Here is a 15755-nt window from a genome sequence, read left to right on the forward strand (position 1 = left end):
TGCCTATCAGCAGCCTCATTATCGCGGTCTGCCCCAGGTATTTGGTGAGGCTAGGGCAATGTCGCTGTTTGAATTGCAAAACGACTCGATATGATCAAACACATCTATCTGCCATTGATTCAACATAGGGACTCGCAGTAATGCTCTCAGTAAAACAGCCAGGACTACTAAATTTCATCTCAATGGTTCCTATCGGAATCTGCACCTTTGCCGACCCTGTATCAAATAAATACATGATGGTGGTAAAAGCCACGAAAGAGGCTTTGCTAGCAGTCAAGCTCAAAAAAACGATTCATTTTTATCTAGCTAAATGCCATATAAACGACTCTATTGTACATACTTTAGTCACAGCTTTCCCGGACGATGATTTCGACCCTCTGATGCTTGTCACTCCACTCCTGCAAGATGAAATGGCGGAGTCTATATTGCAGATGCTTTCGTATGAGTCATTTGATATTCACTTCTTTGACGAGAACAATCGCGAGCTGCTGGCATATAAGGCGCGAAACCCAAGTTATAAAAGCTTTAATCCTGACGATTATTCTCTTGCGACGTCGACAATTCAGAATGCCGAGAAGCTTGTCGAGCTTGGCAGATATTGGTTTTCCTTAAGAGATTATAAGGATGATGAAAGCGCCATTAAACTGGAATTCATAGAGTCGATAATCGCAGACGACATCGCGATCATGGACTTGACCTCAGGAAGAGGAATAACTCACAGCGGCAGCAGTTTTTTCATTTCCATGCTGGAGAGAGAAGAGCCTGGGTCTTTTCAGGAATCCGACATTGCCAGACTTCTATCCAGGAATTTCTTCGAGGATCTCATCTACATAAATCCACTTCGTACCGACAACAACGAAGAATTTGTTGATGTGCTTGTTTCATGCGCTGGTTACAATTTGCTTGTGCAAGCAAAAGACAGCCCTAACACTGAACAATCCATGAATCGTTCTCTTCAACGGAAGAGAAAAACGGTATCAAAATCTCTCGATAAGGCAATCATGCAAACAAGAGGGGCGGCTAGATATTTGAAGAAATCCGCCACCCTTGAGATTCATTTCGGGAACGGCACGCTCTATATTCAAACGGCCCAATCCAAATCACGCTGCTTGATCGTTCTACAAGAAGTTTTTGATGATGACAGAGAAAGTTACTCTAAAAGAGTGCTGGCGCTATCGAAAGATGTCGGGATTCCGTGTTTGTTCCTAGGGTATGCAGAGCTGAATAATTGGACTTCAAAACTTGAAGATGCAGCTGCATTCAACAGGGCGTTCGATACTGTTTATGAAAAAGGTCTAGAGTCTGGCTTTATTCAACCCGTAACCTTCAAGGCTTTAGCTGAGTAGCAGGGCCCAGCGGCGCCTCTAAGCACTATTGTGCTGCGCAAACCTAGTCCATGAAGATTACCATCTACCGATGCCCTGTTCGATGAGCATCTTTGCGAACTGCTCACCATCAACCAGTTCAATTAGAGTACCGTTAGCTTCCGTATAAGCCATAGCAGCTTTTACCGCGCTCTCATCGATGGTTCCTGAGGTAATCACCATCCCTAGGTTGGCGTTGGACGCCTCGATCCCATCAATGAGCTGCTTAACCACCTTGCTTGTAACGGGAGAGCTCCCATTCCAATGCTTCGCTTGAACAGCAAGCGTGTACTGGAATGTTTCTGCGACTCGAAAGGTGGCTAACACGTCTGCCCCTTTATCCTGGCGGCGAGCGATCACCTGCGCATTTTTGGCACCCATTTCGATCAGCAGCTCCTTGATCAGCTCCTCGAATCCAAAGCTGTCGATATGGCCTGACCGGAGATGAGCAACGGTCTTCTCAATAAGTGCGCCCTGCAATTCGACTTTGAAAGAAGGCTTGCTGCCGGAGGCCGCTCGCGTAAGCGCGTCATTGATCTCCTCCACCAAGTCTGTTGCTGATGCCGACGTTCCGTAAACCTTCATCCTGGAAATAAGAGCGGCCTTCGCATAATTCCTAGGGATCGGTTTTTTGCCATTGAGCCACCTGACGGCGCGCCGATAACTCGTGTCATCACTTGACCTTTCTGGCAGATAAACGGCATCCCCGATGATTTCAGCCACGTAGAAACTCGGGCCAGAGGGAACCACCACAAGATCGCCAATCTGCATCTCGCGAACGAAGCGCCACATGTGGCCAGCAGCTGCACCGGCACGGCGAAGGGTCTTCTCTTCTGAGTAATGGTTGATGTGGATTTGCTGCCTGAATTTCTTCCAAGGCAGCGACGCATCAAGTAAGCCTGGCGTTGCTGACCACCCGATAATGATTTGATCGCTTTTGAGCGCTTCAGGCACCTTGTCGATGTTGCTGGGCGCGATTCTGAGAATGAACGCTTGCATGAGTGCTTTCACCTACTGCCAAGACTAGGCCGCAGAGCATACGCCTGCCGTCATTGGTGCGTGCAAGATACATCGGATCGATCTGTCCTTGAGCCGAGTCATCCCTCCAATTTACCACCTGAAAGCCAGGAGTCTTCCCGGTTCTTCCAGCGCTGATAATATTTTGAAGCGGCCTGGTGACACGCTAGAAGGTGTGCATAGCCCCAATCTCAGTTCCTAAATTGGGAGCCGAGGAAATTTTTGCAGGTGGTACTGGCACGCGGAAAGTGGCCATTAAATGGGTGTCCCTTAAATCAAGCGGGACACCCCAAATGAACAAGCAGTTGATCAGCATCCTCCACCTGGTAGCAGTTGGCGTACTAGCAGTTTCCAAGATCCTCGCCTGGGTGGGAGATGAGCACCCTCCAGTGGCCCCTACTTCCAACTACTACCTCATCATCGTTCCTGTACAACCTCACGCCACTACCCAGCGGTTCGATGAGGAGCGACTGCCCGTCCAGTTTTGGTCGATGTGATTCACGAGCGGTGGGTAGGGATTAGTCGGCAGGTGCTGCTGGCTTCGCCAAGGCGGAGTCCTCCAGCAACTTCCATAGACGCTGGCTGCCTCGCGACCGCGTCCGGCCAAGAGCAGTCATCGAGGCTGCCAAGCAGTGGCATCGAAGACGCCAAGCCTCACTACGAGGAGGATCCTACCGGCCAGAGGTGAATACCCGGAGGACTCTGGATTTTCCGGTTTGGTTTGCAGCCATGCTAGCCGGATGGAACCAACCCTCGACTATTTCGTCTCGCCAGTCTTTGCTGCGCCAAAAGCGCCTTCAGGCTATAAGCTAAGGCCTCAGTCAGCCTGACGCCCCCAAATGCACACACTATTTCACGTAGACACTGCGGACATAAAAGCCCTGAACGATGAGCAAGCGCGCACACTGATCGCAAGATTGTGTCGGGCTGAGATTCGCAAGCACGGGGGCTCCGAGTCGGCCGTCACCTGGGGTGGCGATCAAAGAGCAAAAGATGGAGGGGTGGACGTCAGGGTAGAGATAAATCCGCCACTGGGGATATCTGGCTATCTACCCAATGACAACACAGCCTTTCAGGTAAAGGCCGAGGTGTTCACCCCCAGCAAGATACCTGGGGAAATGGCGCCCAAGGGAGTGCTAAGACAAGCAATACGCGACCTCGCTACGACCAAAGGAAGTTACGTCATCGCCGCGACGCGAGACGATACCTCCGAATCCGCTCTCGATCTTCGACTCAATGCAATGAGAGCTTGCTTGTCGGCCAACGGCCTCGGCTCCTCGCCGCATGTTGCCTTCTATGACGCAAGAAAGATCGCAGACTGGGTCGAGCAACACCCTGCGATCGCAGCTTGGGTGAAACACGAGCTAGGCAAGCCACTTGTGGGTTGGCGCCCATACTCGGGCTGGGCATACCAGGAGACGACCGTCGACTCAGAATATCTGCTTGATGATCGAGTCAAAGTGTTCACGCCTGACGCGGAGAAGGGCATTAATGTCTCGGCCACCATTGATCGCCTGCGTCTCGACCTGTCGAAGGGGGCAAGCGTACGCATTGTCGGCTTATCTGGCGTCGGCAAAACTAGATTGGTACAGGCTCTTTTCGATCCACGTGTACAGACGAACCAAGCTGCGCTGAGTGCTGATGACGTGCTGTACACAGACCTATCAGATGGGCCTTCGCCTCAACCTTCAGCGATGCTCGAAGCGCTAATTGAAGACGGAAGTCACTGTGTTCTCGTCGTGGACAACTGCGGAGCTGACACTCATCAGAGGCTCACCGAGCTGCTGAAAAAGTCTGGCAGCAAGATAGGTTTGGTTACTGTTGAGTACGACGTTCGAGACGATTTACCAGACGCCACGAAGTGCTACCGTCTCGAAGGCTCCTCCGATGACGTAATCAAGCAGCTTCTTCAGCGGCGTTATCCAGTCCTATCGCTCAGTGATGTCGATACGATCACCGCATTCTCAGACGGTAATGCTCGCGTCGCGTTTGCGTTGGCAGCGACGGTCACGACGACTGGTGAGTTGGCGCGGTTGCGAGACTCTGACTTGTTCAAGCGCCTGTTTCATCAGAAGAACGCCGAGAATGAAGATCTCCTCAGCTGCGCGGAAGCGGCCAGTATCTTGTACTCGTTCGACGGCGAGGACGATGGGCCTGGTTCAGAGCTCAACAAAATTGCCGCTGTTGCTGACGTTTCATTGATCACCCTACAGCGAAAAGTGGTTGATCTACAGCGAAGAGGTCTCGTACAGGCGCGTGGAAAATGGCGTGCTGTTTTGCCACACGCGATTGCCAATCGACTTGCAGCCCAGGCACTAGAAGCGATACCCAAATCGCAGATCGTGAGTATCTTTGTCGATACCGCGACCGAACGTGTTGCCCGGTCGTTCTCGCGGCGACTTGGTTACCTACATGAAAGCGCAAAAGCCGCCGAGCTCATACGGGACTGGCTCTCGCCATCTGGGCGTTTTGGCGACCTAACGACTCTCAATGACATTGGCCATGAGATCTTTCACAACATTGCGCCTGTATCCCCAAAGATCGCCCTAGCGGCGATTGGACGGGCTGCTAATGTCCCTAGCTTCCTTTCGGGCGAAAACAGCAAGCGTGCTCAGTATGCGAATACGTTGAAAGCCATCGCGTTCGAAGAAGAAGACTTCGATATGGCCGCCGATATTCTCGTCCGGTTTGCCTTGCTGGACCCTAAGGAAAATGGGGGGCACGAATCTATTGTTGAAATTTTGAAGTCTCTGTTTTTCTGCGTGCTATCAGGTACGAATGCCCCTCCTAATCAAAGGGCAGAGTTCGTCATAAAACTGCTTAAGTCTGGCGATGCCGAGCGAGAGCAGTTGGGGCTGTTGCTGCTCGATGCGGCGCTTGAGGCAGGGCATTTTACCTCCGTGAGCAGATTCGATTTCGGAGCTCGAAAGCGGAGCGAGGGATGGGCTCCGGAATCCCGATTAGACGTTGAGGCGTGGTTTATGCCGTTCCTCCGCATGGCACTCGACATTGGTAAGCAGAAGTCCGACCTTGCTGAAAGTTGCAGATCTATTTTGGGTCGACGCTTAAGAGGACTTTGGCTTGGCACGAGTCTGAGGCCAGAAGTGTGTGCAGCCGTAAAAGAACTGGCTTCAGTCGTGAGCTGGCCTCAAGGTTGGTTTGGAGTCAAAAGCATCCTTCGCTATGACTCGGGCAAATGCGATGAGGCAGTTCAGAACGAGCTGCGCGAATTGGTGGAGCTTCTCAAACCGAAGGCTATACCAGACATGATTCGAGCTCGACTTCTAGACTCGAACCATTTCGACCTGGATCTTGATGGCGATGATGCAGATCAGCTCGATAAAACGACTAGTGAGCGAATCCGCAGATCAAATCAGGCCGTGGAGGAGCTTGGGGAGACTGCTGCCACCATTGACGGCCTTCTCTTGGAGTTACTCCCGCAATTGATCTCAACCAAGTCAGGAGCCAATGCATTTCCTTTCGGGGTTGGCGTTGGAAAGCAGATTGCGGACCCGAGATGGATTTTGGATGCGGCTAAGGAACATATCGCCACTGCCACGCCCGGAGCAGTCGGTGTCTTGTTCCTACGCGGCTTGATCAACGGCTGGCATCACGCATCTCCCGCTTGTGCCGAGGAGTTCCTCGACAGCGCGGTGACTGATGCAATTTGGGTCAAGTGGATCATGGACCTTCATTGCATACCGCTGAACCAAGCGGCTTACAATCGAATCCACCGATCAATCAAGGCTGGAAATACTCCCGCCTGGCAATACTCCTATCTCGGGATGGGCAGACAAACCGACTCGTTCTCTGTTGAAGAGATTGGCGAGTTGCTTTACGCGATAGCACTGCTGCCCGATGGAGGTGCTGTGTTTCTCGACATCCTCTCTATGGTCGTCCACTGCGCGTCAGATCACGATGATGCGTATAAGGAGTCTCTCGCGATAACCTGCCTGAATCTTCTGCGCTCAGCCGAGTGGGGAAAGGTTCTTGGGGATCGCGCCAATAGCGGTTACCGCATTGAGAGCATATTGGAGTTTTCGCTGAAGCGATTAGCTTCTTCCGAAGCAGCGCTGGAGGTGTTGAACGGTCTAGTTACCTTTGCGCGCACGATGGAAATTAGTTATTCCGCTAGAGATGCCATCAAAGACGCCATCTCGCTGTTCCTCAGGCACATGCCGCGACAAGCGCTCGACGCGATCTATGTTCCCGGCGAGGAAGCCTACTACCGTCAGATGTCGCCGGTGATTGGGCGCCCTTACAGTGATCGGAAGGAGACAGCTCTGAGCGTTGTCCCTGTGGACGTATTGGTCGATTGGTGTAATGCCTCGCCGCCTGATCGTTACGTGTTCGCGGCGCGGAGCTGCAAGCTATTCGACACCCGAAGTCGAGCAAGTGAAGAGCATACCAATATCGACTCTGCGGACGATTCTGAGTTGGTTATTTCGGATGCCGCGCTCGCTGTGCTCACTAATGCTCCTGATAAGAAGGCTGTAATCGAAGCCTATTTGAAGCGATTTACGCCTTCTGGCTGGTCCGGGTCTTTGGCCGAAATCCTGAAGAAACGGATTCCGCTGCTCGATGCTCTGAGTCTCGGTAACGAGGAACAGCTTAAGCCAGTATTGGCGACAGCTAGAGCGAGCCTCGAACGAAGAATCGCAGCGGAAGAGCTTCGAGAGGACGAAGAAGAGCGCGAGCGTACTGGTAGTTTCGAATAGGCTAGCCCGACTCCTGCTGGCCGGTAGCTGCCCGTCCTAACCGGCGGCAATCGGCCAACATCAGTCATGGTGCGTCTCAACGGAAATTAAGTTTGCTTTGTTTTTTGTGATGTCCGCAATGTGTTGTAACCACGGAGTAAGGCCAGATTTCAATGCCGAAGAAGATGATTGCCTGGGATGCGGCAAGAACACGGGCAAAGCTGGACGAGTTGGTAGAGCCAGGAGTAATTGGCTTCTATCGCAGTGTTGAAGTCACCGAAGTATTGGGGGTTCAAGGCAAGGCGCTCACAAATTTCTTGACGCTTGCAGTTGCGGAGCCGGTTGAGGCGCCTGCTGAGGTTGATTGGAAGTCGATCCTTCTAAACCAAAAGCGGTTGAAATTACGTGGAACCGATTGGTATGTGGGGATTGCACAATATCGGCTATCGCTAGATGCCTTTCTTGAAAAGGTCTCTGAGTTTGAAATGACCGGTCGATGGAGGCCCGCCCCCGTGGAGCTCCAAACCGGCACGTTGGCGGCTGTGCCTCCTCAGTTCGTTCCTGCCGACGGTTTTAAGAGTCATCCATGGAATGGAGTTCTCAAGAACAACTTTTTTGAGGGCTCTCACGTGCTGGAGCTGTTCGATACCAGCAAAGAGCACTTGCGATTCCTATTTGGCGAGTCAAGACGATTAACCTGTCTTGCCGAACTTGTTGGAGAGTATCTACCGATAAAGCTGGACGGGATGTCAGATCGTCTAGGCAACATCATCATTCAGCTACCTGTCACAGTGATTTCCTCGGAGGCACGTAGCTCCTCTGATTACGACCATTCGGTAGCTATCACTTGGCACCCTGACGTCTCTCCTAGAAACGTGCGTGTTGCTGCTGAAATTTGGCAGGACTCCACTGTGACCAGTTTCGATGCCGCTGTCATTTCTACTGGTGAGGCGACGCTGCAGCTTAATTCGCCGGGTGGTGGGGCCCGGACCCAAATTTGGGATGAGGACAGACGAGTACTTCTGAGTGCAACACCTCCAGTGCACTTCCTCACTGCTGCGTCCTTTTCGATGTCTATCGCCCATCCTGGAAGCTCGTCGCCCAGGAGAGACTTCCTGTTGCCGGATTCCATGGGAAATATGGCCCCACAATCACTGGCACTAATCCAGGAAAGAAGCGCGCAGCTCATCGGCAGCAAGCCTGAGGCTCCTCGTGAACCGTGGGTTTCGCAACGCGTGTTCAGCGAATCGGTCGCAAGCCTCAAATCGAGAAGGGAGTTTGTTCAGTACGGCCTTGACGAAGGCGTGCTGCAAGAAGTCGAAAAAAAACCGGCTGCGGAGCCTGAGAGTATTCAAGCTGAGGACACAAGCGCAGAGAACCTATCGCGAAAGTTCACAAGGCGAATGGTGGCGCTAGAGGATCTCCGGTGGTTGATGAAAGAACATGGTGGAGAGGGGGTCTGGTTGTGGGATCCATTTCTTAACGCAGAGGATGTGTTGCGCACATTGTTCTTTTGTCCTCACCACGGCGTGCAGCTCCGCGCATTGACTGCTGGCAAAGCCCCCCCTGACGACGGGCCGAATTCAGTAGTTGAGGATGCCGACGAGCGCGAGCGTCGTCGACAGGCCCTTGCTCGAGCTGAACAAAAAAAACGTGATCAGGCCGCTCATCTTGAAGCAGCTAAGGGAAATGGCAGGGGCTTGCATCTTGAGTTTCGCGTTCGTGAAGGAGGAGCAGGCTGGGGGTTCCATGATCGCTTCATTATCTTCCCGCGCGAAATAGGCTCGGCTTTGGCGTGGTCATTGGGCACCTCGATAAATAGCTATGGGGATGAACACCACATCCTACAAAAGGTTGCTCACGGAGAACCCATAGCTCAAGCCTTTCAGGAGCTCTGGGAGCAGCTTGAAGGTGAGCAGTATCTAATCTGGAAGACGCCATGACTGAGGCAGAAGTAAATATGGTCGATTCGACAGGGCCAGAGATACCTGCTGCAGCTGCAAGAGCCTTAGTGCGCATACAGAATATCGATGCTCAATCTGAGTCTTTTCCCCTTGGGGATCTGAGGGACGACCTCAATGAAACGCTATGGCATGGGCACGAGTTAGGAAGCCCGGGAGCAGATGAGCAGAATCTACAGCGGCTCAGTGCCAAAGATTGGGCACTTCAGGAGTTTGCGTTCATAACACCTGGGTCTTTGCAGGGTTTTTATCGCCTACAGATAGCCCTTACGACTCTAGCCATTTCATCAGCATCAGATGCTGAGGCCCTCGCCGCGGTTACGCAGGAAATGGTCAGCCAGCCGCTTTTGGATGGATTGGAATCTATTTTGGGGGCGACAGACCTAGATACACAGGGCGGTTACGGTGGTCGCGATTATCCTCAGTCGCGCCAGGAAGCTCAGACTTTATGCCGTGGCCATCAGTACCGCTTGCTTGAAAGCCTAATCCGACATCAGCCTATCTTTCTTACATCCGAGGTCAGGCTGGCAGTGCTGCTCCTCAGGAGGTTCGCCCCCCAAAGGCTTGCCAGGTTTATAGAAAAAAAGCAGGACATCTTCTTTTCAATTGGCACCCGAGATGTTCTCGCCGCAGATGCAGCCGGCTTTGCACTTTCAGTTAGTGACCTCAGTTTTAAATTTATTTGTGCTGCTTCGCTTGCCGATATAGAGGAAGCATCAGCTCCTTATGGTTCTGTGGAGGATCTCTACCATCTGCTTCTGCAAGTCGCCAAAACCGATCATTGGAGGGCCTGGATTTCTGGGCTCGTTCACTATCCTCACGTGGGTGCGGTTGCTGAGAAGGCTCTTCCCAAGGCTCTAGCGGAGTTGGGCGCAGTCCACTGGGCTGACTTTCTGGATGCTATTGAGCTTTGGACATATGCGGGAACCGTTCAACCGGTGGCCAATATTCTCAATGCATTCCAGGATGCCTTGAAGGATGGGGCATCATCAGAAATGTGGCGGCTCGCATTTTTGAGATGGGATAAATGGGATTACGGGCAGGATGAAGGCAAGCACCTGCACGCGCCTGCCGTATGCTCTTTTGATTATCCAGTGGCTATGTATTACGCGTGCCTTCCTCTAGAAGAGGCTCAATCTGAGCGAGAGAGGCTTCTGGAGGGCATCGCAAACGTTGAGCAGAAGTGGTTTACCGACGTATCTGCGTTGATAACCTATCGAAACTGCCTCTCGTCGCGGCTGCGCTTGGTTCAGCATGGTCTCTCCATTAGGAGCCGACTAGCGACCACTGCCCTACCACCAGCTATCGAGCCGGAAAGTGAATTTCTAGCAGTTCGCTATAGGTATTTTGACGTAAACAATCCAAGCAAGCGGGGGCGTTGAGAGCTGCTGCTCTGAGCACGGGCGTCACTAATTTCAGCGCGGTCAGGAGTGACCACTTTTAGCCGGTAGCTGCCATCATGAACGGCTGCAAATGGCCGAAACCCGCCGCTCCTTTACGCCCTAATCTCGCACGCCTCCGCAGCGGCATAGCCTGCCCGCCATAAGCCGTAATCTGCGACAATCGCGCCTTTGCCCTGATTGCCCGATCCAGATGACTGACCTCGCCACGCTGCAGAACAACCTCGACCACGTCATGATCGCCGAGCGTCATCGCTTGCGCCGGCAGTTGCATGAGCTGCAGAAGCAGCCCGATGAGGCCAAGCTGGCGCAGTGGCTGGCGCGTTTTCAGGCGTCCAGCGATAAGGTCGCGGCGCGGCGCAGCAGCATCCCGGCGATGCGCTATGACGATGCGCTGCCGATTGCGGCCAAGCGCGACGAGATCAAGGCCGCGCTGGAGAAGAGCCAGGTGGTGGTGATCGCCGGTGAGACCGGTTCGGGCAAGACCACGCAGCTGCCGAAGATCTGCCTGGAGATTGGCCGGGGCGTGCATGGCCTGATCGGTCATACCCAGCCGCGCCGCCTGGCGGCGCGCAGCGTGGCGACTCGGGTGGCCGAGGAAATCGGTACGCCGCTGGGCGAGCTGGTGGGCTATCAGGTGCGTTTCGAGGATCAGAGCAAGGACGGCACGCTGATCAAGCTGATGACCGACGGCATTCTGCTCGCCGAGACCCAGCACGACCGCTTTCTGGAAAAGTACGACACGATCATCGTCGACGAGGCGCATGAACGCAGCCTCAACATCGATTTTTTGCTCGGCTACCTGAAGACCCTGCTGCCGCGCCGCCCGGATCTGAAGCTGATCATCACCTCGGCGACCATCGATCTGGAGCGGTTCAGCAAACACTTTAATGGTGCGCCGATCATCGAGGTGTCTGGCCGCACCTACCCGGTGGAAACCTGGTATCGCCCGCTGGCGGCCGAGGTGGACGAGGAGGGCGAGCGCCTGCTCGATGACCTGTCCATCGACCAGGGCATTCTCGCTGCGCTGGAGGAGATCGCCGAGCACGAGCGCAGCGTGGGCCAGCGGCCCGGCGACGTGTTGGTGTTCCTGCCGGGTGAGCGCGAGATTCGCGAGGCGGCGGAGGTGCTGCGCAAGGCCAATCTGCGTTTTACCGAGGTGCTGCCGCTGTACGCACGGCTGACGCCGGCCGAGCAGCAGAAGATTTTCGCGCCCATGCCGGGGCGCAAGATCGTGCTGGCCACCAACGTCGCCGAAACCTCGCTGACGGTGCCGGGCATCCGCTACGTGATCGACTCTGGCACCGCGCGCATCAGCCGTTACAGCTACCGCGCCAAGGTGCAGCGTCTGCCCATCGAGCCGGTGTCGCAGGCCAGCGCCAACCAGCGCAAGGGCCGTTGCGGGCGGGTCGAGCCGGGCATCTGCATTCGGCTGTACAGCGAGGAGGATTTTCTCGGTCGCCCGGAATTCACCGACCCGGAGATTCTGCGTACCAACCTCGCGGCGGTGATCCTGCAGATGTTGCACCTGCGCCTGGGCAGCATCGAGGCCTTCCCCTTTATCGAGCCGCCAGACGGCAAGGCCATCAGCGACGGCTTCAACCTGTTGCAGGAGCTGTCGGCGGTCAACCGCGAAGGCCAGCTCACACCGTTGGGTCGCCAGCTGGCACGCCTGCCCATCGACCCGCGCCTGGGGCGCATGGTGCTCGAAGGCGCCAAGCAGGGCAGCCTGGAGGAAATCCTCATCGTTGCCGCCGCGCTGTCGGTGCAGGACCCGCGCGAGCGACCGATGGATCGTCAGCAGGCCGCCGACCAGGCGCACGCGCAGTGGAAGGATGTGGACTCGGACTTCGCCGCGCTGATCAACCTGTGGCGCGGCTTCGAGGAAAAGCGCCAGGAGCTGGGCAGCAACCCGCTGCGCACCTGGTGCAAGAAGAACTTCCTCAACTACATGCGCCTGCGCGAATGGCGCGATGCGCACCGGCAACTGGTGTTGATCGCCCGTGATCTGCAGTTGTTGGGCAAAGGCGCAGGTAAGGTGGATATCGCGTCCGCCAAGGTGGATGGCTCCGGCCAGCCACCCTACGAAAAGGCTCAAAGCCCGGCACCGACCAAGGATACTCGCGTCAACGCCATCGCCCGTCAGCAGGCCGAGGCCAGCGAGGCGGCGGTGCGGGCGAAGAATTACGCCGCCGTGCACAAGGCGATTCTCGCCGGCCTGCTCAGCCAGATCGGCCAGAAGACCGAGGAGGGCGATTACCTCGGCGCACGGCAACGACGTTTCTGGATTCACCCCTCCAGCGTGATCGGCCGCAAGAAGCCCAACTGGGTGATGGCCGCCGAGTTGGTGGAAACCACCAAGCTGTTCGCGCGCATGGTGGCGAAGATCGAGCCGGACTGGATCGAGCCGCTGGCGGCGCATCTGGTGAAGAAGAACCACCTGGAACCGCACTGGGAGAAGAAGCGCGGCCAGGTGGTGGCGTACGAGCAGGTCACGCTGTACGGCATGATCATCGTCGGTCGTCGTCCGGTGCATTACGGCCCCATCGACCCGCCGGTTGCGCGCGAGATGTTCATTCGCGAGGGCCTGGTGCGCGGCGAGATCAACAGCCGCGTGCGCTGCCTGACCGCCAACCGCCAGTTACTGGAACGCCTCGATGAGCTGGAGGCCAAGTCGCGCCGCCGCGACATCCTCGCCGACGAGGAAACCCTGTTCGGCTACTACGACGCGCGCATCCCGCCGGACATCTACCAGGCTGCCAGTTTCGAGAGCTGGTACAAGAAGGGCAGCGCTACCGACGCGCAGCTGCTGATCATGCGCGAGGAAGACGCCCTGGCCCGCGATGCCAAGGAAGTCACCGCCGCGCAGTACCCGGACACTTTGCGCATCGGCGAGCTGCAACTGCCGCTGTCCTATCACTTCGAGCCCAACCATCCGCGTGACGGCGTGACCCTGCGCGTGCCGGCGCCGCTGTTGCCACAACTGCAACCCGAGCGCCTGGAATGGCTGGTGCCAGGGCTGCTGGAAGCCAAGTGCATCGCCCTGGTGCGCGGCCTGCCCAAGGCGCTGCGCAAGAACTTCGTGCCAGTGCCGGATTTCGTCGGCGCCGCGCTGGACAAGCTGGTGTTCGGTCAGGGTTCGCTGCCGCAGGCGCTGGGCCATGAATTGTTGCGCATGACCGGTGCACGGGTGCCGGACGAGGCCTGGGCGGAGGCGGCTGAAAGCATCGAAAGCCACTTGAAGATGAATATCGAGGTGGTCGATGCGCGCGGCAAGTTCCTCGGCGAAGGTCGTGACCTGGCCGAGCTGACCGCGCGTTTCGCCGAAGCCAGCCAGGCTGCGCTGGCCATCCCGCAGCAGAGCGACAAGCCGAAAGCGGTGGAGGCCAAGGCCTTCGCCGAGGTGGCCGAGAAGGCCCAGCAGAAGATCGCCGGGCTTTCCATGACGGTCTATCCGGCGCTGGTAGAAGAGGCCGGTGTGGTCAAGGAAGGGCGCTTCCCGACCCAGGCCGAAGCCGACTTCCAACATCGCCGCGCCCTGCAACGCCTGCTGCTGCAACAACTGGCCGAGCAGGCGAAATTCCTCCGTGGCAAGTTGCCGGGGCTGACCGAGCTGGGCTTGCTGTACCGCGATATCGGCCGCGTCGAGGCGTTGGTCGAGGACATTCTGCTGGCCAGTCTGGATGCCTGCATCCTCGACGGCGAAGCCACGCTGCCGCGCGATGGTGCGGCCCTGGCGCAACTGGCCGAACGCAAGCGCGGCGACTGGACGGCGCACGCCGAGCGCATCGCCCGCCTGGTGCTGGAAATCCTCAAGCTCAACCACGGCCTGCAGAAGCGCTTCAAGGGCAAGATCGACCTGGCCCAGGCCATGGCGCTCAACGACATCAAGCAGCAGTTGGCCAATCTGGTCTATGCCGGCTTCGTGCGTGAAACGCCGGGCGAGTGGCTCAAGGAAATCCCGCGTTACCTCAAGGCCATCGAGCAGCGCCTGGACAAGGTGGGCGCGCAGGTGCAGCGTGACCGCGTGTGGACGGGCGAACTGGCGGGCTACTGGGAACAGTACCAGGCGCGCACCGGCAAGCATGCCCAGGAGGGCAAGCGTGACCCGCAACTGACGTTGTATCGCTGGATGCTGGAGGAGTACCGCGTGTCGCTGTTCGCCCAGCAACTGGGGACGAAGATGGCGGTTTCAGACAAGCGCCTGAGCAAGCAGTGGACGCTGGTTGATGCGTGATCGGCGTGGCCTGGGCTGCACTGCCCGGGCCGGCGCGGCAGGGTAGGGCGCCTGGCGCCCGATTCGAAGTGGGTTCCACTGTAAGGTTGACGTGATACATGAGTGCAAAAGATGAAAACGCCGGGCTGAGCCGCAGTGGCTGCCTGGGGCTGTTTGTGGTGGGGCTGCTGTTTGTCATTTCGTTGGTTGCCGGTTTTATCTACTTTGTCACCCGTCCGCAGGGTGGCGAGATTGAAGCGGGTGAGCGCGCGGCCATCGCCGCCTGCTGGGAGCGTGCCAAGGGTGCAGACAGTGAGCGCGCCTTCACCGTGGAAAGTTGCCAGGAAATGGAAAAGCAGTTCCTGCGTAAGTTCGGCGAAAAACCATGAGTGTGTTCAGCCGCCTGACGCTCAAGCACGTTGTGCTGGGCTTCTTTGCCGTGGTGTTGGCGGCAATCGTGCTGATCTGGTGGCTCAGCGGCGCGGCCTATCTGCGGCCTTATGCCGAGCAGACGGTGATCTTCGGTCAGGGCGAGTTGCAGCTGCCGGCTGAACTGGCCGGCCCCGGCCCGATTCGCGTGGTGCACTTCTGGGACCCGGACTGCCCCTGCAACGCGGAAACCGACGCGCACCTGCGCTACCTGATCGGCCTGCACCGCAATGTCGATGTCGCCTTCTACAGCGTGCAGAAGCCGGGCAGCACGGGCGAGATCGCGCCGTTCCTGCGTGGGCGGATGACGCCCTTGCCGGGGATCGAGGGCATGGAATCGCTGCCGGCCAGCCCAGCCCTGGCGATCTGGGATCGTGACGGCAAGCTGGCCTATGCCGGCCCTTACAGCGAAGGGCTGGTGTGCAACTCCAGCAACAGCTTCGTCGAGCCGGTGCTCGATGCACTGACCCAGGGGCGCCATGTGTCCCTGGCCAGCGGCCTGGCGGTGGGCTGCTATTGCGCCTGGAAGTAGTGGCGTAGGCATTGCGCTTCAGTTGCGAAGCGCATCGCAGCTAAAGCGCAATGCTGCCCAGCCCCCAGCCCCAGCCCCCAGCCCCAGCCCCCAGCCCCCAGCCCCCAGCCCCCAGCCCCCAGACGCCGTCGACGGCTGC

At 56.7% G+C, this 15755-nt stretch carries 9 protein-coding genes; 8 read left to right on the top strand and 1 reads right to left on the bottom strand.

What is annotated here, in order from left to right; all coding sequences use genetic code 11:
* The first annotated feature begins 140 nt into the window (after nt 1-140).
* Nucleotides 141-1346, top strand: coding sequence for a hypothetical protein (locus H3221_RS15020; RefSeq protein WP_196477124.1), 1206 nt, complete (start codon nt 141-143; stop codon nt 1344-1346).
* A 57-nt stretch (nt 1347-1403) separates the two neighbouring features.
* On the opposite strand, the gene H3221_RS15025 is transcribed toward H3221_RS15020, so the two are convergent.
* Entirely contained in the window at nt 1404-2363 is a 960-nt protein-coding gene (locus H3221_RS15025; protein WP_196477125.1) for a restriction endonuclease, read from the bottom strand.
* A 311-nt stretch (nt 2364-2674) separates the two neighbouring features.
* Here H3221_RS15025 and H3221_RS15030 point away from each other — a divergent pair, with 311 nt between their 5' ends.
* The 7 genes from H3221_RS15030 to H3221_RS15060 all read left to right on the top strand — a co-directional run bounded on the left by H3221_RS15030 (nt 2675) and on the right by H3221_RS15060 (nt 15616).
* Nucleotides 2675-2878: a hypothetical protein gene (locus tag H3221_RS15030; RefSeq protein WP_196477126.1), complete on the top strand. Its 204-nt coding sequence runs from the start codon at nt 2675-2677 to the stop codon at nt 2876-2878.
* 342 nt (nt 2879-3220) lie between these two features.
* The gene (locus H3221_RS15035; RefSeq protein WP_196477127.1) at nt 3221-7099 is read left to right on the top strand and encodes a hypothetical protein; all 3879 of its coding nucleotides are present in this window, start codon (nt 3221-3223) and stop codon (nt 7097-7099) included.
* Nucleotides 7100-7251: 152 nt separating this feature from the next.
* Nucleotides 7252-9021, top strand: coding sequence for a VPA1262 family N-terminal domain-containing protein (locus H3221_RS15040; protein WP_196477128.1), 1770 nt, complete (start codon nt 7252-7254; stop codon nt 9019-9021).
* Nucleotides 9018-10421: a hypothetical protein gene (locus tag H3221_RS15045; protein ID WP_196477129.1), complete on the top strand. Its 1404-nt coding sequence runs from the start codon at nt 9018-9020 to the stop codon at nt 10419-10421. The genes H3221_RS15040 and H3221_RS15045 overlap by 4 nt, the downstream gene beginning before the upstream one ends.
* A gap of 211 nt (nt 10422-10632) precedes the next feature.
* Nucleotides 10633-14676 carry an ATP-dependent RNA helicase HrpA gene (gene hrpA, locus H3221_RS15050; RefSeq protein ID WP_196477130.1) on the top strand — a complete coding sequence of 1348 codons (4044 nt, stop codon included), beginning with the start codon at nt 10633-10635 and terminating at the stop codon, nt 14674-14676.
* A gap of 98 nt (nt 14677-14774) precedes the next feature.
* Nucleotides 14775-15044 carry a hypothetical protein gene (locus H3221_RS15055; protein WP_196477131.1) on the top strand — a complete coding sequence of 90 codons (270 nt, stop codon included), beginning with the start codon at nt 14775-14777 and terminating at the stop codon, nt 15042-15044.
* Entirely contained in the window at nt 15041-15616 is a 576-nt protein-coding gene (locus H3221_RS15060) for a DUF6436 domain-containing protein (RefSeq protein WP_224490624.1), read from the top strand. The genes H3221_RS15055 and H3221_RS15060 overlap by 4 nt, the downstream gene beginning before the upstream one ends.
* Nucleotides 15617-15755: the final 139 nt, after the last annotated feature.

The sequence above is a fragment of the Pseudomonas chaetocerotis genome, assembly GCF_015712105.2.
In the GTDB taxonomy this organism is placed as follows: Bacteria; Pseudomonadota; Gammaproteobacteria; order Pseudomonadales; family Pseudomonadaceae; genus Aquipseudomonas; species Aquipseudomonas chaetocerotis.

Bases quoted from the DNA above. Each gene is read 5' to 3' on its own strand.
- H3221_RS15060 (WP_224490624.1), top strand. From the start codon at position 15,041: ATGAGTGTGTTCAGCCGCCTGACGCTCAAGCACGTTGTGCTGGGCTTC.
- H3221_RS15030 (WP_196477126.1), top strand. From the start codon at position 2,675: ATGAACAAGCAGTTGATCAGCATCCTCCACCTGGTAGCAGTTGGCGTA.
- H3221_RS15040 (WP_196477128.1), top strand. From the start codon at position 7,252: ATGCCGAAGAAGATGATTGCCTGGGATGCGGCAAGAACACGGGCAAAG.
- hrpA (WP_196477130.1), top strand. From the start codon at position 10,633: ATGACTGACCTCGCCACGCTGCAGAACAACCTCGACCACGTCATGATC.
- H3221_RS15020 (WP_196477124.1), top strand. From the start codon at position 141: ATGCTCTCAGTAAAACAGCCAGGACTACTAAATTTCATCTCAATGGTT.
- H3221_RS15025 (WP_196477125.1), bottom strand. From the start codon at position 2,363: ATGCAAGCGTTCATTCTCAGAATCGCGCCCAGCAACATCGACAAGGTG.
- H3221_RS15045 (WP_196477129.1), top strand. From the start codon at position 9,018: ATGACTGAGGCAGAAGTAAATATGGTCGATTCGACAGGGCCAGAGATA.
- H3221_RS15055 (WP_196477131.1), top strand. From the start codon at position 14,775: ATGAGTGCAAAAGATGAAAACGCCGGGCTGAGCCGCAGTGGCTGCCTG.
- H3221_RS15035 (WP_196477127.1), top strand. From the start codon at position 3,221: ATGCACACACTATTTCACGTAGACACTGCGGACATAAAAGCCCTGAAC.